This is a genomic window from Hyphomonas sp. UBA3195, from assembly GCF_002366485.1.
Lineage (GTDB): Bacteria > Pseudomonadota > Alphaproteobacteria > Caulobacterales > Hyphomonadaceae > Hyphomonas.
Genome location: NZ_DEXB01000003.1, coordinates 88,371 through 105,854, shown reverse-complemented (window position 1 = coordinate 105,854; position 17,484 = coordinate 88,371). Strand labels below are relative to the sequence as shown.

24 protein-coding genes and 1 tRNA gene are annotated in these 17,484 nt (G+C 56.8%); 19 read left to right on the top strand and 6 right to left on the bottom strand.

Features of this window, described 5'->3' with window-relative positions:
* Positions 1-10: 10 nt before the first annotated feature.
* From B2344_RS01660 to B2344_RS01650, 3 genes are read left to right on the top strand one after another with little or no spacing between them, the layout of a single operon-like run.
* Positions 11-400, top strand: a complete 390-nt coding sequence (locus B2344_RS01660) for a flagellar biosynthesis regulator FlaF (protein WP_290480174.1) — start codon at positions 11-13, stop codon at positions 398-400.
* Positions 400-834: a flagellar biosynthesis repressor FlbT gene (locus tag B2344_RS01655; RefSeq protein WP_290480173.1), complete on the top strand. Its 435-nt coding sequence runs from the start codon at positions 400-402 to the stop codon at positions 832-834. Before B2344_RS01660 ends, B2344_RS01655 begins: the two co-directional genes overlap by 1 nt.
* Position 835: 1 nt before the next feature.
* On the top strand, positions 836-1,678 hold the full coding sequence (locus tag B2344_RS01650; RefSeq protein WP_290480172.1) for a DUF1217 domain-containing protein: 843 nt from the start codon (positions 836-838) through the stop codon (positions 1,676-1,678).
* On the opposite strand, the gene B2344_RS01645 is transcribed toward B2344_RS01650, so the two are convergent.
* Entirely contained in the window at positions 1,675-2,997 is a 1,323-nt protein-coding gene (locus B2344_RS01645) for a FliI/YscN family ATPase (protein ID WP_290480171.1), read from the bottom strand. The two genes, B2344_RS01650 and B2344_RS01645, sit on opposite strands and share 4 nt — an antisense overlap.
* An 82-nt stretch (positions 2,998-3,079) precedes the next feature.
* Here B2344_RS01645 and B2344_RS01640 point away from each other — a divergent pair, with 82 nt between their 5' ends.
* The 8 genes from B2344_RS01640 to B2344_RS01605 are packed head-to-tail and all read left to right on the top strand — an operon-like array spanning position 3,080 to position 8,683.
* Positions 3,080-3,442: a flagellar biosynthesis protein FlgB gene (locus tag B2344_RS01640; protein ID WP_242517420.1), complete on the top strand. Its 363-nt coding sequence runs from the start codon at positions 3,080-3,082 to the stop codon at positions 3,440-3,442.
* A 3-nt stretch (positions 3,443-3,445) separates the two neighbouring features.
* A complete protein-coding gene (locus B2344_RS01635; RefSeq protein WP_206991596.1) occupies positions 3,446-3,829 on the top strand; it encodes a flagellar basal body rod C-terminal domain-containing protein in 384 nt (127 codons plus the stop codon).
* Positions 3,830-3,840: 11 nt separating this feature from the next.
* A complete protein-coding gene (locus tag B2344_RS01630) occupies positions 3,841-4,137 on the top strand; it encodes a flagellar hook-basal body complex protein FliE (RefSeq protein ID WP_206991595.1) in 297 nt (98 codons plus the stop codon).
* 15 nt (positions 4,138-4,152) lie between these two features.
* Positions 4,153-4,416 carry a flagellar biosynthetic protein FliQ gene (locus tag B2344_RS01625; RefSeq protein ID WP_034814684.1) on the top strand — a complete coding sequence of 88 codons (264 nt, stop codon included), beginning with the start codon at positions 4,153-4,155 and terminating at the stop codon, positions 4,414-4,416.
* A gap of 7 nt (positions 4,417-4,423) precedes the next feature.
* The gene (locus tag B2344_RS01620) at positions 4,424-6,502 is read left to right on the top strand and encodes a flagellar biosynthesis protein FlhA (RefSeq protein WP_290480170.1); all 2,079 of its coding nucleotides are present in this window, start codon (positions 4,424-4,426) and stop codon (positions 6,500-6,502) included.
* Positions 6,502-7,257 carry a flagellar biosynthetic protein FliR gene (locus tag B2344_RS01615; protein WP_051607787.1) on the top strand — a complete coding sequence of 252 codons (756 nt, stop codon included), beginning with the start codon at positions 6,502-6,504 and terminating at the stop codon, positions 7,255-7,257. Before B2344_RS01620 ends, B2344_RS01615 begins: the two co-directional genes overlap by 1 nt.
* 8 nt (positions 7,258-7,265) lie before the next feature.
* Positions 7,266-8,351, top strand: a complete 1,086-nt coding sequence (locus B2344_RS01610) for an EscU/YscU/HrcU family type III secretion system export apparatus switch protein (protein WP_206991593.1) — start codon at positions 7,266-7,268, stop codon at positions 8,349-8,351.
* The gene (locus B2344_RS01605) at positions 8,348-8,683 is read left to right on the top strand and encodes a hypothetical protein (RefSeq protein WP_290484537.1); all 336 of its coding nucleotides are present in this window, start codon (positions 8,348-8,350) and stop codon (positions 8,681-8,683) included. Before B2344_RS01610 ends, B2344_RS01605 begins: the two co-directional genes overlap by 4 nt.
* 23 nt (positions 8,684-8,706) lie before the next feature.
* Here the strand turns inward: B2344_RS01605 and B2344_RS01600 are convergent, their stop codons facing one another.
* Both B2344_RS01600 and B2344_RS01595 read right to left on the bottom strand, forming a co-directional pair.
* Entirely contained in the window at positions 8,707-9,780 is a 1,074-nt protein-coding gene (locus B2344_RS01600) for a GGDEF domain-containing protein (RefSeq protein ID WP_206991591.1), read from the bottom strand.
* Positions 9,781-10,047: 267 nt separating this feature from the next.
* Positions 10,048-10,124 (bottom strand) — tRNA-Arg (locus B2344_RS01595).
* A gap of 93 nt (positions 10,125-10,217) precedes the next feature.
* On the opposite strand from B2344_RS01595, the gene B2344_RS01590 reads away from it, so the two are divergent.
* Together B2344_RS01590 and B2344_RS01585 are read left to right on the top strand one after the other, a co-directional pair.
* Positions 10,218-10,583: a thermonuclease family protein gene (locus tag B2344_RS01590; protein ID WP_290484536.1), complete on the top strand. Its 366-nt coding sequence runs from the start codon at positions 10,218-10,220 to the stop codon at positions 10,581-10,583.
* The gene (locus B2344_RS01585; protein WP_290484535.1) at positions 10,577-10,978 is read left to right on the top strand and encodes a hypothetical protein; all 402 of its coding nucleotides are present in this window, start codon (positions 10,577-10,579) and stop codon (positions 10,976-10,978) included. Before B2344_RS01590 ends, B2344_RS01585 begins: the two co-directional genes overlap by 7 nt.
* On the opposite strand, the gene B2344_RS01580 is transcribed toward B2344_RS01585, so the two are convergent.
* Positions 10,975-11,862 carry an RNA polymerase factor sigma-32 gene (locus B2344_RS01580; RefSeq protein WP_290483086.1) on the bottom strand — a complete coding sequence of 296 codons (888 nt, stop codon included), beginning with the start codon at positions 11,860-11,862 and terminating at the stop codon, positions 10,975-10,977. The genes B2344_RS01585 and B2344_RS01580 overlap by 4 nt on opposite strands.
* A 201-nt stretch (positions 11,863-12,063) precedes the next feature.
* On the opposite strand from B2344_RS01580, the gene B2344_RS01575 reads away from it, so the two are divergent.
* Both B2344_RS01575 and B2344_RS01570 read left to right on the top strand, forming a co-directional pair.
* On the top strand, positions 12,064-12,537 hold the full coding sequence (locus B2344_RS01575; protein WP_290480167.1) for an MmcB family DNA repair protein: 474 nt from the start codon (positions 12,064-12,066) through the stop codon (positions 12,535-12,537).
* Positions 12,538-12,542: 5 nt separating this feature from the next.
* The gene (locus B2344_RS01570) at positions 12,543-12,980 is read left to right on the top strand and encodes a hypothetical protein (RefSeq protein ID WP_290483085.1); all 438 of its coding nucleotides are present in this window, start codon (positions 12,543-12,545) and stop codon (positions 12,978-12,980) included.
* Here the strand turns inward: B2344_RS01570 and tkt are convergent.
* Positions 12,977-14,953, bottom strand: a complete 1,977-nt coding sequence (gene tkt, locus B2344_RS01565; protein WP_290484534.1) for a transketolase — start codon at positions 14,951-14,953, stop codon at positions 12,977-12,979. The two genes, B2344_RS01570 and tkt, sit on opposite strands and share 4 nt — an antisense overlap.
* Before the next feature lie 101 nt (positions 14,954-15,054).
* Between tkt and B2344_RS01560 the strand changes: the two genes are divergently transcribed.
* From B2344_RS01560 to B2344_RS01545, 4 genes are all read left to right on the top strand, one after another.
* Positions 15,055-15,336 (top strand): DUF4164 family protein, encoded by a 282-nt coding sequence (locus B2344_RS01560; RefSeq protein ID WP_034814705.1) that lies wholly within the window; start codon positions 15,055-15,057, stop codon positions 15,334-15,336.
* Positions 15,329-15,637, top strand: coding sequence for a cell division protein ZapA (locus tag B2344_RS01555; RefSeq protein ID WP_034814708.1), 309 nt, complete (start codon positions 15,329-15,331; stop codon positions 15,635-15,637). The genes B2344_RS01560 and B2344_RS01555 overlap by 8 nt, the downstream gene beginning before the upstream one ends.
* 79 nt (positions 15,638-15,716) lie before the next feature.
* On the top strand, positions 15,717-15,929 hold the full coding sequence (locus B2344_RS01550; protein WP_034814710.1) for a twin transmembrane helix small protein: 213 nt from the start codon (positions 15,717-15,719) through the stop codon (positions 15,927-15,929).
* Between the two features lie 10 nt (positions 15,930-15,939).
* On the top strand, positions 15,940-16,512 hold the full coding sequence (locus tag B2344_RS01545) for a cob(I)yrinic acid a,c-diamide adenosyltransferase (protein ID WP_206991574.1): 573 nt from the start codon (positions 15,940-15,942) through the stop codon (positions 16,510-16,512).
* Here the strand turns inward: B2344_RS01545 and B2344_RS01540 are convergent.
* Complete coding sequence (locus B2344_RS01540; RefSeq protein WP_290481401.1) at positions 16,509-17,471, bottom strand: MBL fold metallo-hydrolase; 963 nt, start codon at positions 17,469-17,471, stop codon at positions 16,509-16,511. The two genes, B2344_RS01545 and B2344_RS01540, sit on opposite strands and share 4 nt — an antisense overlap.
* Positions 17,472-17,484: the final 13 nt, after the last annotated feature.

The following is a 17,484-nucleotide window of genomic DNA, read 5'->3' as shown; positions in this document are numbered from 1 at the left end:
GTGAGAGCGTATGCAACAACTGGCTTACAAAGCGTATGGTGAAGTAACAAGCCGGACCGCGAACAGCGGACAGATTGAATACGCAATCTTTGAAGAAGTTACACAGGCCTTGAAGGCCGTCGATGCGCAGGAAATACCGCAGCCTACTGTATGGGCGGAGGCTATCGACCGGAACCTGAAGCTTTGGCAGATTTTGTCCATAGACCTGATGAGTGACGCGAACGAGCTCGAGCCCACTCTCAAGAAAAATCTGATCGCGCTTGCCGAATCTGTGCGCCGGATCAGCTATCATGTGTTCTCCCGCGAAGCGGAAATTTCCGAACTGGTCGAGATCAATGAAATCATTATGCAAGGCCTTGCAGGCCATGTTCCAAATCCAGCAATCATGGCAGCCAAATAGTGTCCGGACTAGTCCTCAAACTGGCCGCAGGCGAACGTTTTGTCGTAAACGGAGCAATGCTTGAAAATGGCGACAAACCGTCGACAGTGCGCGTTGTGGATGACAATGCCCGTATTCTCCGGTGCCGCGATGCCCTTAAGCCACAGGATGTCGATACGCCTACAAAGCGTGTCTACTACGCAATTCAGCTCATCATAACCGGCGATCTACAAGAAGATGACGTTCTTCCAGCCATTCTTGACGAGTGTGAGCGCCTGGAGGACGTATTTGAATCCATCGATCGCAAACTGCTGAGCGTTTTGCGCTCCATGCTAGATCGCGGAAACTTCTATTCGGCACTTTGCCACCTGCGCAACATCATTGCGATCGAAGCTGAACTCCTAAAAGTCGCTAGTTTGAAAACACAGTTTACTGAGCAGGCACAGGTCGCCTGACATGGTCTATCAGCCGGTCATCCCGATCACAGGATATGGCGGGTGGAAATTCCTGGAATCCACCTTTGACAAGCAGTTTGAAGGTTTCACAGATTCCGCCAGTGTTCGGAATGATCGTGAATATTTTCAGGAGAAGATGTCGTCTCCGGTCGCGATAGAAGACTTTCTTTCTGATCGGCGCCTGCTGCGTATCTCATTGACATCTTTTGATCTAGGCGGGGAAGAGTGGAAAGTCGGCTTCCTCCGTCACATGATGGAAGAGCAGGCCGATCCTGACAGTAGCTTTCTCAAGCGCCTTAACAGTCCGGCCTATACTGCATTTGCCACCACATTTACGGTCACCGATGGCAAAATCTCCCTGTCACAGGATACAATCGCGTCGCTTGCGGATGACTTTGAGCGCGCAGCCTTTCGTTCGGCTGTCGGCAATGTCGACAATAATATGAAGCTCAGCCTGAACTATGAGGCCAAGGTCGGGGATCTTGTCCGCGAGGGGTCCAGCGATGAGGCAAATCTCTACCGCCTTTTGGGAGACGTTCCGACCCGGACTGTCTTGGAAACGGCGCTGAACTTGCCCACTTCTTGGCAGCAGTTGGACGTCGACCAGCAGGCAGATATTCTGAAAGAGCGCGTATTGAGCGTGTTTTCTATCAGTAAGATTACGGACTTGGCCAATGAGGACGTCATGGACAAGGTACTCCAGCGCTTTCACACGATGGACTCGATCGCCAATGGTCAGTCCTCGCTTTCTTCCGGATCTGTGGCTTTGACGCTGCTCAACAACGCGGCGGGCTTCGGATCGACCGCCAGCCAGAACCTGTTTCTCAGCATCGTGTCGAGCTAGGATTTTTCGGCGGCCTCAACAGGGTCCAACAAGCCCTGAAGGTGCTGGAAGGCTTGTGGAATATGTCCGGTATTCGGCTCTGAAACGAAATTGTCCAGCTGCGGGAAGCGTTCGATGGATCGATCTCCGGCTGCGTCATGTCCTCGCTCATACAGATTGGCGCGCAGCATCGGCGCGATTTCTTCATAGAGTGCAATCGTCCGTCGGTAATCCTTGATGATTCTGTTTTCATCTGGTTTGGCCGCATCTGGTAGACATCTCGAGACACTGCGCAAAACATCAATAGCGGGATACCGTCCGCGTTCGGATATCTCCCGCGACAGGATGATATGACCATCCAGAACCCCACGGACCATGTCTGCTACGGGCTCTTCCATATCCGATCCAGCCACCAGGACGGAAAAGATTGCGGTAATATCGCCTTGGCCTTGCGCACCAGGGCCGGTCCGTTCCGCGACTTCGGCAATGGCGCGTACGGTTGACGGTGGAAAGGCGTTGAGGGCGGGAGTCTCTCCAGCTGAGAGAGATACTTCACGATGTGCTTCGGCAAAACGTGTGATGGAATCAAACAGGAAAAGGACCTGGTGCCCCTCATCCCGAAAATGTTCCGCAGTCGCGATCGCGCAGAGCGCGGCGCGTTTCTTGGCTCCAGGTGGGTCATTGGCAGTCGCAGCTACAATGACCGTTCGAGACAGGACGTCTTTGGGCAGAGTCTTGTGGACGAACTCATTCACTTCCCGGCTGCGTTCGCCGATCAAGGCAATGACGACGCGGTCCGCTTTCACGCCAGCAGCGAGCGAACCAAGGAAGGTAGATTTACCGACACCAGACCCGGCAAACAGGCCCATTCTCTGACCCTGACAGATCGGTAGGATCGTGTCAGTGATCATCCACCCGGTGGAAAGGCGCTGGCCTAGGCTTTTGCGGGTTGTGTTCGCCGGGGGAGATGCTCTCAGCGGGCGGCGAGTGGTGTTGGCGGCTGGTGCTATAGCGCTCTCGCCGGAAATCGTGCCTCGGTAGTCCACGATCTTGCCGAGCCAATGATCACCGGGCTCGACATAGGCTTCCTGTTCCAACACAGCTCGATCGCCAATTAGGATCGCATCAGATTCACCGTAAAGCATTGCTTTCACATGACCGCCGGAGACGGCGAGCACTTCTCCGAACACCTCACCCTGACGCGTGCGAACCCGAATTTCATTTCCCAGACGGGCGAACTGGCTGATCCCGCCAATCAGAATCAGTCCCGGTGATACCTCCGTGACGGTTCCCCAGATTCGGTACAGGCGATCAGGAAAATTGGGGGTCGGATGCAACAAGTAAACAGATCTCGCCTATTCGTTAACTCTTTCTTCAAATTACCCCGGCAATTCTTCCAAAGTATTAACTAGGAGCGATTCTGTGGCGATTCTCAATCTGGATGTCCTGAATGTTTACAGCGCCATGGCGCGCCATGCTGCTGAGAGTCAGAAGGTATCGGCGACAAATATCGCCCATGCCAACGATCCTGATTACAAGGCGCAACACGTCGAAGCCTTTCAGGACTTTCTCGCGCGAGCTGCATCAAGCGGAGCCGTCGATGCCGGCGACCCAGCTTTCAAGACGTTCGAGACGGATTTCGCAAACTCGCCGAACGGGAACTCTGTAAACCTCGAGCTCGAAATGTTCCGCGCAACCGACGCGCAGGGTCAGCACGAAATGGCGGTCTCAGTCTACACAAAGTCGCTTGACCTCCTTCGCACAGCCATTGGTCGGAAAGGGTAATTCATGGACTCACTCAAAGCCACGATGATGCAGGCTGTTTCCGGTATGCAGCTCCAGTCGAAACGAATCGATATCTCGTCCCAGAATGTTTCGAATGCCGACACGCCCGGTTACCGCCGCAAGATTCTGTCCGTCGAGCAGGCACCGACTGCTGCGGACGCCTTCATTGCGACACGCATCGAGCTCGATCAAACCGAAGGCGAGCGCAGTTATGATCCCGCCAGTCCGCTGGCGGATGCAGAAGGATATGTGACAGCGTCCAACGTGTCGCTGGTCACTGAAATGGCTGATATGCGCGAAGCGAATCGCGGATACGAGGCCAACCTGAACTCGTTCCGGCAGGCGCGAAGCATGTACCAGTCACTTCTCGATATTCTCAGGCGTTAAAGGGGGGCAGAATGTCCAATGTAAGCTTCAGTGCATACGCAGCGCTCGGTTCGATCAAGCCGGCCCAGGTTTCTGACAAACCAGCAACAAACCCGGCTGAAAAGTCGGGGGTGGCAGAGGGGTTCTCGACCTTCAAGGCTGCTCTGCAGGAGGCTGAGCAGACAGCCATGCAGACCGCTGTGTCCGGCGCGGATCCCCATGCCATGGTCGAAGCGCTAGCTCAGGCCGAGTTGGTCCTTGATGCCGCCGTGACTGTTCGGGACAAGGTCGTTGAAGCCTATCAGGAATTGCTTCGGATGCCGGTCTGATCAGGGCGGCCACACATGACCGAACTCGCCATCTTTGAAGTGTTGCGCGGTGCGCTCTGGGCGGCGGCCATGATGGCGCTGCCCATTCTTGCTGTCACGCTGGTGCTTGGGTTTGTAATAGGCTTGCTACAGGCGCTCACCTCCATTCAGGAAATGACGCTTACCTTCGTGCCAAAGATTTTGGCCGTCGTCGTCGTGTTCTTCCTGTCGCTTGGGTACATGACGCGCATTTGCCTTGATTTCTTTAATAATACCGTTCTCCCCATGATTTCGAATTAGGGCCGCCATGCCGACCTCACGCTTCTTCGATTTGTCAAAGCCGACCGCCATCCTCGCGATCGGCTTGATGGCGATTATTCTCATCATGGTATTGCCCGTCCCGGCTTGGGTTATGGACATCGGTCTCACGGCGTCCTTCGCGTTTGCCATTCTGATTTTCACGACCAGTATCTTCATCGAAAAGCCCCTGGACTTTTCGTCATTCCCGAGCGTGCTTCTGGCATCGCTGATGCTGCGCTTGGCGCTGAACGTATCCTCGACCAAACTGATCATCAGCCAGGGCCATACGGGTACCGACGCTGCCGGCAACGTCATCGAAGGCTTCGCCATGTTCATCATGGGCGGAAACCTGTTTGTGGGTCTGGTTGTGTTCGCGGTGCTGGTCATTGTGAACTTCATGGTCATCACCAAAGGCGCCGGCCGAATGGCGGAGGTTGGTGCGCGGTTTGCTTTGGACGCGATGCCGGGCAAACAGATGGCCATTGATGCCGATTTGGCTGTCGGCGCTATCAGTCATGAAGAGGCGCGCAACCGTCGTCAGAAGGAGCAGGAAGAAGCTTCCTTCCTGGGTTCCCTGGACGGTGCGTCAAAATTCGTGAAGGGCGATGCGATCGCTGGCTTGCTCATCACCGCCTTGAACCTCGTTGCGGGCGTCGGCTTTGGCCTTGCCGCACACGGGCTCAGCTTCACTCAGGCGCTGAACAATTACTCCATTTTGACCGTAGGGGACGGTCTCGTCTCCCAAATCCCTTCCGTTATCGTATCAGTGTCGGCGGCAATGCTTCTGGCGAAAGGCCGTGAGGACGGTGCAATCGATCTGGCGCTCGGCGCGCAACTGGGCGCGAATGCCACATCCCTGATGATCGTGTCGGGGATTCTCGCAATTTTCGCGCTGTTTCCGGGTCTGCCGTTTCTTCCTTTCATGCTGGCTGCAGCGGCGTTCGCGGCGGCATCTTTCTATATTCGCCGGCGGGAGCGCGACCTAGCCGCGAAAGCGGAAGCTGGCGAAATTGAAGAGCCGAAAACCAGCCTCGTCATTGGTGACTCTATTCACTCCGACGAGATCCACCTGGAGGTTGCCCCAGATCTGGTGGGCATGGTGCTGCAGGGGGCAGGTGGCTTTGAAAGTCGAATCGACAAGATTCGAAGGTATATTGCAGAAGAATATGGCTTCGTTCTGCCGTCCATCAGGATGACGGACAACCCAACGCTCGGGAAGAACGAATACCGCATTCGAATTCAAGGTGTGCGGGTAGATACAGGTCTTGTGCGCCCGGGCTCGCTGTTGGCGTTGATGGAAGATGGGCAACTGCCACACCTACAGGGTGAGAAGGTCAAAGAACCCGTTTACAAGGCAGCCGCCCGCTGGTTGCCAAGTACAAAGAAGCAAGAGCTGTCTGCTGCTGGTATCCCAGCGGTCGAGCCGACGGAAGTTCTCGCGACTCACATGCTTGAAGTCATTCAGGCAAACTTCACACTCGTCTTTACACGCATGGTTATGCTGGACACGCTGGATGCCTTGACTCATATCAGCGACAGCGAACGTGCTGCGTCCAACAGGCGGTTCCTTGATGAATACATTCCCGGGAAGGTTAGTCCTGAACTTCTGCTATCAGTGCTGCGCCTGCTGCTCGAGGAGCGCGTGTCGATTCGTAATCTGTTCCTGATTGTTGAAACAATTGCCGAGGTCAAAGCCCAGTCAAGCGCGCCGTCGCGCATTGTGGAACTCGTTCGCCAGCGGCTCGGATTCCAGATTGTCGATCGCCTTCAGGACGGTCAAGGCCGCCTTCCGCTGCTCCAGCTCTCCACCAATTGGGAACAAAAGTTCAACGAGCACGAAATCTCCCGCGAGGATGGCGGATCGGATATTGCCCTGCCTCCAGAAATGTTTGGAGAACTGACGACAGCGGTGCAGGCCAAGTTGAACGAAATGGCTCAGAAAGGTGTTGTTGCCTCCGTGGCAACCTCGTCCCGTCGGAGACGTTTCCTGCAAACTGTTCTGGCGAGCAAGGGCGTGCGCAACTCCGTTCTGGCGTATGAGGAAATCGGTTCCAAGAGCAAGCCGTACATCGTCGGCGTCGTCTGATGCTGGAAGGACTTCCAATCGGGCCACAACTTTCGGCCTGGATTATCCTTTTCATGCTGATCGTCGCCAGGTTGACCTTTGTCGTATTCCTGATGCCGGGGATTGGCGACCAGACCGTGCCGATGCGTGTGCGCATGTCGCTGTTACTGGGCGTGGCCACCCTGTTTGCCATGTCCGGCATCGTCACGGCACCTGTTGATATCTCAATTGCGAACTTTGTCGGTCTCCTGGGGGCGGAAACCATAATCGGGCTGGGCCTGGGTGTATTGCTGCGCACATCCATCTGGATTCTGAACATGGCCGGATCACTGATCGCCCAAACGATCGGGCTTTCGCAAATGCTCGGCATTGCGCTGGATGCTGAGGCGCAGACGGTGGTCTCGAACATGTTGGCCATGGCGGGTGCCGTCCTACTCTTGTCGGCAGACTACCATGTCAGCGTATTTGTTAGACTCGCTGAAATATACATCGAAATTCCGGTTGGGGGGCTCACGCAGTTCGATCAGTCCTTTGTCATTGAGGGCATGTTCAACGCCATAAAGTTTGCCGTGCTGATCGCTTGGCCCTTTGTGGCGATCAACCTGCTCTACAACATCTCGCTCGGCTTTATTAATAAGGCGCTGCCATCGCTGATGGTGGCATTTGTGGGCGCCCCCTTTATGATCGGAGCGGGGTTTGTGCTTCTGGCCATTTCGGTGTCAACTATTCTGATAGTCTGGATGGATCGGGTCTCCGGTTCGATCGGCTGGTGGTGAGGTAGGCAATGGCCGAGGATCAATCAGGTGGTGGCGAGAAGGAGTTCGAGGCCACCGAACAAAAGCGACGTGAGGCGCGTCGCGAAGGGAATGTCGCCCAGTCCAAGGAAGCCAATACGTTTGCCCTGTTCGCTGGCGTTATCATCGCTGCCATCATGTTCAGTGCCGTTGTGGCGGGGGCCATGTTCAGCGAATTTTCCGCATTGATGTATCACGCTGACAGCTATGCGGCGGACGTTTTCAACGACGGTGGCGGAGCAACGAAAGCTTGGCTGGCGCGCACATTGGTCAAGGTGATACCCTTGTTTGCGATCATGGCGGCCCTTGTACTCGCCACGCTGGTTATCCAGCAATCGATTGCCTTCTCGGCGAAGAAGATCAAACCCGAGTTCAACAAGATTTCGCCAACCGAAAACCTGAAGAAGAAGTACGGTACAAAGGGTCTGCTGGACTTCCTGAAGGATATGGCAAAAATGTTCTTTGCTGGCGGGCTCGCGGCTGTGTTCCTGTATGGGTTTGCACAGCATTACTATGCGAGTAGTGCGGTGGAGCTCAGCGATTTCTTCAATTTCACCTTTGGCCAGGTGCTGACGCTGTTCCTTATCTTCGGTGTGTTTCAGTTCGTCCTCGCTGCGATTGACCTGCCGCTGCAGCGGCAGCTGCATTCCAACAAGCTCAAGATGAGCAGAGAGGACATTAAAAAGGAGCAGAAGCAAAGCGAAGGCGATCCTCAGCTCAAGCAGAAGCGGCGCGAGAAGGCGTCCAGCATGAGTCGGAACCAGATGATGCAGAATGTCAAAACAGCGACCGTCGTCATGGTCAACCCGGAACACTATGCCGTGGCCTTGAAATGGGATCCGGAGGGGGGCCGTGCACCCGTCTGTGTCGCCAAGGGTGTCGACCATCTGGCTGCCAAGATTCGCGAAACTGCCACGGCCAATGATATCCCAATCTACCGGGATCCACCGTCGACTCGGTCCATCTACCGGTTGGTAGATATTGATGAGGAAATCCATCCTGACCATTTCGCAGCCGTTGCAGCTGCAATCAGTTTCGTCGATCGCATTCGCAAGCAGACCGGGGGCGCCCAATGACAGGTTCTCGCCCGAAATTGCTCAAGCTCGTCGCGCTGAAGCGACAGAAAGCGGAGCAATCCCTTGCAATTGTACAAACCGAGCTGCGCGATCTTGGGAAGCAACTGGATGCATTGCAGGAGGAGTTCGCCAGTGCTGACCAGGCGGGCGGAGATGTGCACGCAATGATGCTTTCAAGCCGATACGGTCATTCCAGACGGGTTCTGCATGATATGGATCGCAAGCGGTCGGAGATTGCGGATGCGCAACAAAGGTTCAATGCTGCGCGAGAAGAGCTCAAACGGATACTGAATTCCGAAGACCAGCTTATTCAGATGCGTGCGGGATCATGACGTCGATCATGCTGGCGTGCAAATCAAGCAGCGTTGGAGGCCAGATCGTCTGACTGAACACGATTACGGCCGTTGCTCTTGGCCAGGTACAATCGCTGGTCAGCCTGCTCGATCAGGCCGCTAACGGTCAAACCCGGCTGGTGCTGGGCAATGCCGAACGAGGCCGTGATGGCGCCGATGGGTGTCTTGGTTCCCTTCAGGACGAGCTTCCTTTCAGACATCTGCTCACGGATGCGATCAATCAACCGGGTGGCCTGTTGCAGGCCTGTTGCAGGTAAGATAATTGCGAACTCTTCGCCCCCATAGCGCGCTACGAGATCCTTGCCCTTGATGTTGTTGGTGACGATTGAAGCAAAAATCTTCAGAATTTCGTCTCCTACCCGGTGACCGAAATTGTCGTTCACGCGTTTGAAATGATCAAGGTCTGCCATTGCCAGACAGAGGCTCGAACCCTGTTTGTTTGCCGCCTCAACTTCTGCGGCGAGGCGTAGGTCGAAGGCGCGTCGATTGTAGATGGAGGTGAGCGGGTCGCGCATGCTTTCATTGCGAACCGCCTCGAGCTCATGTTGCAGGCGTTCGATCTGCTTCATTGAGGCCATTAGACCATCGCTGAGGCGACGACTCTGATCGGTCATCCGACGACTTTCCGACATCAGGCGCGCAACGGCAGAGGAGAGAGCAGCTGACGAGCTTGAATCAGACAGGCCGCGTTCAATCTGCGTCAACGCAACTTCGAACTGGTCGCTGTTTTCCATACTGGTACCCACAAGGTCCAGGATGCTTGAGAGTTGCTGTTCAACTTCCCGTCCGATGTTCTCGCGTTTGGCGTGATCGTCGGTAGGGCGCAAATGCATGTTGTAGACTTCGTCGATTTCATATTGGCAAAGCGCGCCCCGCTCCAGCATTTCGTCGACCGCAACCACAACCTTGTTGTCGGACTTTGCTGCATACGCATACATCAGCGCGAATGTGTTGGGGAATGGCGGCGTGCCATGTTCTGCAATCAACTGGCTGGCAGTATCAGCATGCTCATACACCTTGGCAAAGGCTTGCTGGTCCTCAGGACACACAAATACTGGCGTCTTGGATTCGCTCATCTGAACCCGTCCCCATCGGCAATTCATTTAACGTCGAGGTTTACCTTGCGTATGCGATCTTCAAATATCGTTAAATGTGAGCTTTTTATTCGCGTTTTTGCGCGGTCCATGCACCAGATTTATCTCCAGCTTTCGGCCGTTGTGTTGAGCTTGCAGTAGAAGTCGGATGCTTATTCACTTGAAAGCATGCTGGCATTGTTGCGACGGACTTCACCATCTTCTGAGATGGTACTTTGCGATGTTTCCGATCACATACCAAACTCCGTTTGGCGATCCCGGCGCGATTCGAACGCGCGACCTACAGATTAGGAATCTGTTGCTCTATCCTGCTGAGCTACGGGACCGCTTGAGTAGGGTCGGCTATACGGGAATAACCGGAAGGATTGAAGTCGCCAATTGTCGGTTCTGCGCTGCGACGCTGAGGATGGGCGATTGGTATGGCGCGATTGAAGATGGGCTGCATGACCCTTGTTGCGTGCGGTGCGCCGGGTCCGCTGGACAGTCTGGAGCCGGGAGAGCGCGGCCGGGTTGTGCGCGTTGTTGATGGCGACACGATCATTCTCGATACCGGGCAAAGCGTGCGGCTAGTCGGGATCGAGGCGCCTTCGGGAGGTTACCGGGATCACGCGCCGCAACCTTATCCTACCGAGTCCAAGCGCATGATGGAAGACATAGTGCTCGGCCGGGACGTCCAGCTCCACTATGGAGGCCTGACGCGTGACCGCTACGACCGGGCACTGTGGCCCATGCCCAGATTGTTGACGCGCTTGGGCCGACGCTCTGGCTTAACGCCGAGATGGTGAAGAGGGGCGGGGCCCGCGTGCGTGTTTACCCGGACACTGCGGCGGCAAATGCGCCCTTGCTGAAGTTTGAGCGTGATGCGCGTCGCGAGGAGATCGGCCTGTGGCGTGCTGTGGAATACCGCATTCCCTATGCCAGCGATTTACCGAAGGCCTATGAAGGCTTCCAGCTCGTGCGCGGACAGGTATCCGGTATGCGGGGAGCTGAAGGGTTTGGTGCAGTCTGTGACTTGTCGCTGCAGAACTCGGCACTCCGGCTGCAGATCCAGACGGCCGCGGCATCTTTGTGTCAGGAGGCGCTGGGGCTGGGTGTATTGGCGCGCGGCTATGTGCGAGGGGACGAGATGGAAATATCCCACCCGCTCAATTTTGAATTGGTGGAAGCTCCAACCAATTAGGTGCCGGGCAGCAGGCCGGATTCGTCCGGGTCTCCCACAATACGTTCGAGCGCGCGACGCAGTTTGCCGAGCGCCTGATGTTCGATCTGCCGTACACGTTCTTTGGAGATTCCAAGTTCGTGGCCTAGCGTTTCCAGCGTGACGGAGTCTTCGCACAGGCGTCGCTGCATGATGATGTGCGTCTCACGGGGGTTAAGTGCTTTCAGCGCATTGGCGATCCACTCCTTCCGGCGTGTCGAGTCGCGCGATTCCATCACCTGTTGCTCCGGAATGGGCGCGGCATCAGGCAGCAAGTCTTGCCATTCACCGTCGCCATCAACGGCCATGGGTGCGTTCAGGGATCGGTCAGACGCAGATAGGCGCGCCGCCATGTTTTCGACATCCCGTTCCGGCACGCCGAGATGTTCGGCGATCCAGGTCCGGTTTTCCTTGGTCATCACACCGTCGCCAGTATCATCGATTCGGGCGCGCAGGCGACGCAAATTGAAGAAAAGAGATTTCTGTGAAGAGGTCGTACCTGTTCGTACGATAGACCAGTTGCGAAGCACAAAATCCTGAATGGAAGAACGAATCCACCAGCTCGCATAGGTTGAGAAGCGCACCTTGCGATCGGGCTCAAAGCGGGCCGCGGCCATCATCAGGCCGACATTCCCTTCGGAGACGAGGTCCGGCATGGGAAGGCCGTAATGGCGGAATTTCGAGGCCATTGCGATGACAAGGCGGAGATAGGCGCGAGTTAACTCATGAAGTGCGCGTTCATCTTCTTCCTCGCGCCAGCGCCGGGCCAGTTCCAGTTCATGCTCGGCTTCCAGCATGGGGGTCTTCATGGCCTTCTTGACGTATGATCGATCCGCCGGGCCATTGGAGCTATAGGCGTTTGCCATGACGGGTCATCTCCTTCTGCGAGGTGGCTTGTTGCCAAACTAACACAGTCTCTACGGGCAAGAGCGCGCGCTGGATCAGATTCGTTCCCGATTTTAATCACTTTATGGAGAGCGCGATCACCGACGCAGCGTGGGCTTGACCTGTAGGTGGCATCGACCTTACGGTTTTCGGAACATTGGGCGAACAAAATTGAAGGACTCATGACGGATCTGGCAGATCTTGGTGTTCCGAACACGCGGGCGGGCGAAATCGTCCGAGGAACCCGGCGCTTGCTCGGCGGGCTCGGCTTTTTTGGCGTGACGGAAATGAGCCTAGCCAACAATCGCCGAGCGGACATCGCGGTGATTGGCCTGTCCGGTGAGATATGGATCGTAGAGGTGAAATCCTCAATTGCCGATTTCCGCGCGGATTCTAAATGGCCGGAATATTTGCCTTATTGCGACCAACTCTATTTCGCGGTCGCCAACGATTTTCCGCACGATCTGATCCCGGATGAAACCGGCTTGATCGTGGCCGACGCATTTGGCGGGGCGGTAGTTCGGGCGGCGCCAGAAGACAAATTGTCGGCAGCTCGGCGCAAGGCCGTCACCCTGCGACTGGCACGTCTGGCGGCCATGCGATTGACCCAGTCGGCAGATACTGGCTGGACGGCGGCACCGGGCTTGCTTACCTGACCCTCATGAGTCATGCCTTTCCCATTGCGACACGTGTAGAAGACGCCCTGAAGCCGGGCGTGAAAGTGGCGCGTACACGCGCAGAGGCCGAAGCCTTGGTGCCAGAGCACGAGATCGACTCGCTCGCGACCGATTGGATAGATGTCACCGAAGAAGAGGCCGAGGCCTACTTGTCATCGCATGCAGGTGAAAATGGCCCACACGGGCATCTCCAAAAATACGAAGACAATGAGGGCAACCCTGTCCTGGCTGTGACCTGGTGGAAGCTGGTCGATCAGGCGGGGATCATGCCTTTGCCGAAGGCACCCAAGAAAAAACCGGCGGCTGAACAGCCGCCGGTGGAAGATCATACCGATGATCTCTATTTCCGGTCTGGCCGGACCAAACCACGCCGTAAACGCTACATTGATCCTCGCCAGATGGACCTATTCAAGACCAGTTAGATCAGATTCTTTACTGCCTCGGCCACCTTGTCTGCGGTAATGCCGAAGTGTTCATACAGTTTCTGGTAAGGCGCGCTCGCTCCAAAACCGTCCATCCCGACAAAGGCACCTTTAGGTCCAAGCCAACGATCCCAGCCAAAGCGCACGCCGGCTTCGACCGCCACTTTTGGCAGGTCACCGCCGAGTGTGTCACGCTGGTACTTCTCGTCCTGCTCAGCGAACAATTCCATGCATGGCATCGACACAACGCGTACATGGATCTTCTCTTTGGCAAGGTCGGCCTGGGCCTGAAGGGCGATCTCCACTTCCGAACCGGTCGCGATCAACACGGCAGCTTCGCGCGACTTCACACCTGATGGAGAGATCACATAGCCACCGAGTGCGCTGAGGTTTTCGTCCGTATGCTCCTTGCGCGACGGGGCCAGTCCTTGGCGGGTCAGTGCCATCGTGGCGGGGCCTTCGGCATTGCTGAGCGCCACTTCCCAACACTCGGCCGTTTCAACGCCATCTGCAGGGCGAAAGACCCGCATATTCGGCATGGCGCGGAGCGAGGCAACTTGCTCAACCGGCTGGTGGGTCGGGCCGTCTTCGCCAAGACCAATGGAATCATGGGTCATGACATGTACCACGCGAGCGCCCATCAGGGCGCCAAGTCGGATTGCGGCGCGGCTATAGTCTGCAAAGACCAGGAATGTGCCGGAGTAGGGGATGATGCCGCCATGCAACGCCATACCGTTCATCGCCGCAGCCATGCCATGTTCGCGAACACCATAATGTACATAACGACCGGCCCAGTCAGACGGTGTCATTGCCGTGGTTGAAGAGGTTCGAGTATTATTGGACCCCGTCAGGTCAGCTGAACCACCAACCGTTTCGGGCACGAGATTGGTGATGACTTCCAGTGCCGCGCCGCTCCATTGACGGGTGGCTTTCTTCTCGCCGCCTTCAACCACAGCCTTCTTGTGTTTGATGATCGCCTTTGAGAGATTTTTCGGCAGGCGACCGGCCATGGCCGCATTGAACTCACCCTTGTGCGGGGAGGCCATCTGACGCTCTTTCCAGGCCTTGCGAGCCTCAACGCCACGCTCGCCGACTTTCTTCCAGGCTTTTTCGATGGCGTCTGGAATTTCGAATGGCGCGTGAGGCCAGCCGATGTTCTTACGGATACCGGCGATCTCGTCGGGGCCGTAAGGACCGCCATGAGCCTTGCCGGTACCGGCCAGCTTCGGCGCGCCATACCCGATGATGGTCTTGATCGCGAGGAAAACAGGCTGCTTCTGTTTCTGGGCCCATTTCAGGGCCGCCTCGACGTCTTTCTCGTCATGGCCGTCCACTTTGCGGGTGATCCAGCCGGAGGCTTCAAGCCGTGCGCACTGGTCGGTGGAATCTGCGACATCGATGTTGCCGTCGATGGTGACCGAATTGTCGTCCCAGAGGACGATCAGGCGGTCGAGCTTCATGTGGCCCGCGAGCGTGATCGCTTCCTGGCTGACGCCTTCCATCAGGCAGCCATCGCCAACAATCACATACGTCTTGTGGTCAACGAGGTCGTCGCCGAAGCGCGCATTCAGATGGCGCTCTGCCATCGCCATGCCGACGGCGGTGGCGATGCCCTGGCCAAGCGGGCCTGTGGTCGTCTCAACGCCTTTGGTGACGAAGTTTTCCGGGTGGCCCGGCGTATTGGCGCCCAGCTGACGGAAATTGCGGATGTCGTCCCGGCTGACAGATTTGTACCCAGTGAGGTGCAACAGCGAATAGATCAACATCGAGCCGTGGCCCGCCGACAGAATGAACCGGTCTCGGTCCGGCCAGTCAGGCTGGGTAGGGTCAAATTTCAGGAATTTCCGGAACAGTACGGTTGCAGCATCTGCCATGCCGAGCGGCAGGCCAACATGACCTGATTTGGCCGCCTCGACGGCGTCCATGGATAGGGCGCGGACGGCATTAGCCATGTCGCGGTTCGTGACAGCCATTCTGCTGGTCTCCTTTGGTTTGCGGAAGTCGTAGGCCAGACTAAGGCCGTTGCGTCAAGTCGCTTGGCGGATTGGGATAATACCGTTACTTCATTGTGTATATGAGTGAAATCGATCCTGCCATCCGCCAGCTCGACGAGGCGTTGTCACGACTGGAAGGCGCGCTCGACAGTCTGATGGCCCGCGCCGGCAATCCGGACGTGATCAAAGCTGAGCTTGCCGCTCTCGTTTCTGACCGTTCTGACCTTGCCCAGCAGCTTGATGCGTCGCTGGCGCGTGAGCAGCAATTGCAGGCGCTTGCCGACGAGGCGAGCGAAGCACTTGGCTCAGCCATTGAAGAAGTCCGCGCGGCGATCGGCCGGGAAGGGCAGCAGGATGGCTAAAGCGGATATCCAGTTGCGCGGCCGGTCCTATTCCATTGCCTGCGCGCCCGGACAGGAAAGCCGTATCGAGGCCCTGTCGAAACAACTCGACGCGCGAGTTACCCAGATCGCAGGCGCGGTGGGTGATATTGGCGATGAGCGCCTTCTGCTGATCACGGCGCTGGCCTTGCTGGACGAACTGGATTCAGCGCGCCGCTCAGCGCCCGGCAGCGCCACCAGCGAAGCCAGGGCCGCCGAAGCCCTGGTCAAGGCGGCAAGCCGGATTACGTCTCTGGCGGAACGCATGGAAAGCGGCAGCTGATCCCCGCGACGCTTTGCGCGTGGCAAACCGTCTGTCGCGCTCTATGCTCTCACCTTCATGCTGATTGAAAGGCTGCCTCATGCAAACCATTCTGATGACAGGCTTCTACATCGCGCTTGCGGCGCTGGTAATCGTGCTGGGGCTCGGCATCGCCAATCTGGCGCGGACCGATGACAATCAGGCAAGCCGTTCCAACAAGCTTATGCGCCTGCGGGTTCTGGTACAGGCTATCGTGATCGCGCTGCTCGTCGGTCTAGGCATGGTGGTTGGTGCCATCAAGATAGGATTCTGAGGGCAGCAACATGGTCAAGCTCGACAAGATTTACACGCGCTCCGGAGACAAGGGAAAGACACGCCTCTCGACGGGTGAGCCTGTTGATAAATGGCACCCGCGTGTTGTGGCCTATGGCACGGTGGACGAGACCAATGCCGCCCTCGGTGTGGCCGCGCTCAAGGCCGAGGGTGATATGCTTGCCGCCATCCGCCGTATCCAGAATGACCTCTTTGATCTCGGCGCCGACCTTGCCACGCCAGAGCGGGGCAAGCCGCTGGAATGGACTCCGTTGCGCATCATTGAAAGTCAGGTGCAACGGCTTGAAACCGAAATCGACGCGATGAACGAGCATCTCGCCCCATTGGACAGCTTCATCCTGCCGGGCGGCAGTGATCTCGCCGCGCACTTCCATGTCGCGCGGACGCTGTGCCGCAGGGCCGAGCGGGAAGTGGCGGAAGTATTTGCGATGGAAGACGAAATCGTCAGCCCTGAGGCGCTTGCCTATATCAATCGCTTGTCAGACTGGATTTTCGTCGCAGGCCGTGTCGCAAACAATAATGGCGCAGATGATGTGAAATGGGTGCCGGGCGCCAACCGCTAGGCGCGCTGTGTCTCTTGCACTTCAGCCATCAGGCCGAACAATTCGATCACGGGTGTAACCACGCCGTCCCCGCGATACTCCCGGTAGAGCGTATCGACATTGACGGCGATGCGTTCGGCGTCGCCCCAGCTTGAATAGTCCCCGAGGGCAATATCCAGCGCAGCGTCGCGCGCACTTAGACCAGCTTCAAATCGCTTGCGCGCTTCTGTGTCGACGAATTTCAGATATTCGGCAACGCGTCGCACACCCGCCTTGTCCGTCACCGGACCATGCCCAGGAACGATAACATCGACATCCATCTCGCAAATTCGGTTGCAAGCGCCGATCCAGTTGGAGACCGGGCCAGCCCACATCAGTGGAGTGCCTTCAATGAACAGGATGTCGCCGGTGAAGACCGTCTTGTCATCCGGCACATGCACCAGCACATCGCCAGCTGTATGAGCCGGGCCGACTTCAATCAACTCAATCGCCTTGTCACCGACTTTCAAGTCCATTTGGCCTGTAAATGTCTGAGTCGGCGCGCGCTCTTCCACACTATCGAAATCGAACGGCGCAAAGATGTCGGCAAAATAGCTGCCGGCAGGCCCGAGCTGTCCGCCGAGCTTTTTGAACTGGGCAAGCATGGCAGGCGGGACTTCGATCATTTCCCTGGCGCTGGCCTCTGACGTAATTATCTCCGCCTGCGGACAGCAGCCATTCCCATGGCAATGATCGCCATTTGCGTGCGTATTGACGATGACACCAATGTCCTCTGCCGCAAGACCGGTCGCATCCTGCATCGCACCCAGCATGGTGCGGGTAAGCGGCATGTCGAACAGCGTGTCCACGAGCAGAGACTGGTCACCGTCCCGGATCAGGCCAGCATTGGACCAACCCCATCCGCCATCCGGCTGCAGCCAGGCATAGAGCCCGTTTCCCAGATCCTTCAGGCCATGTGTGTAGGTCCAGCGTTCAGCCATCATGTTCTCCCGT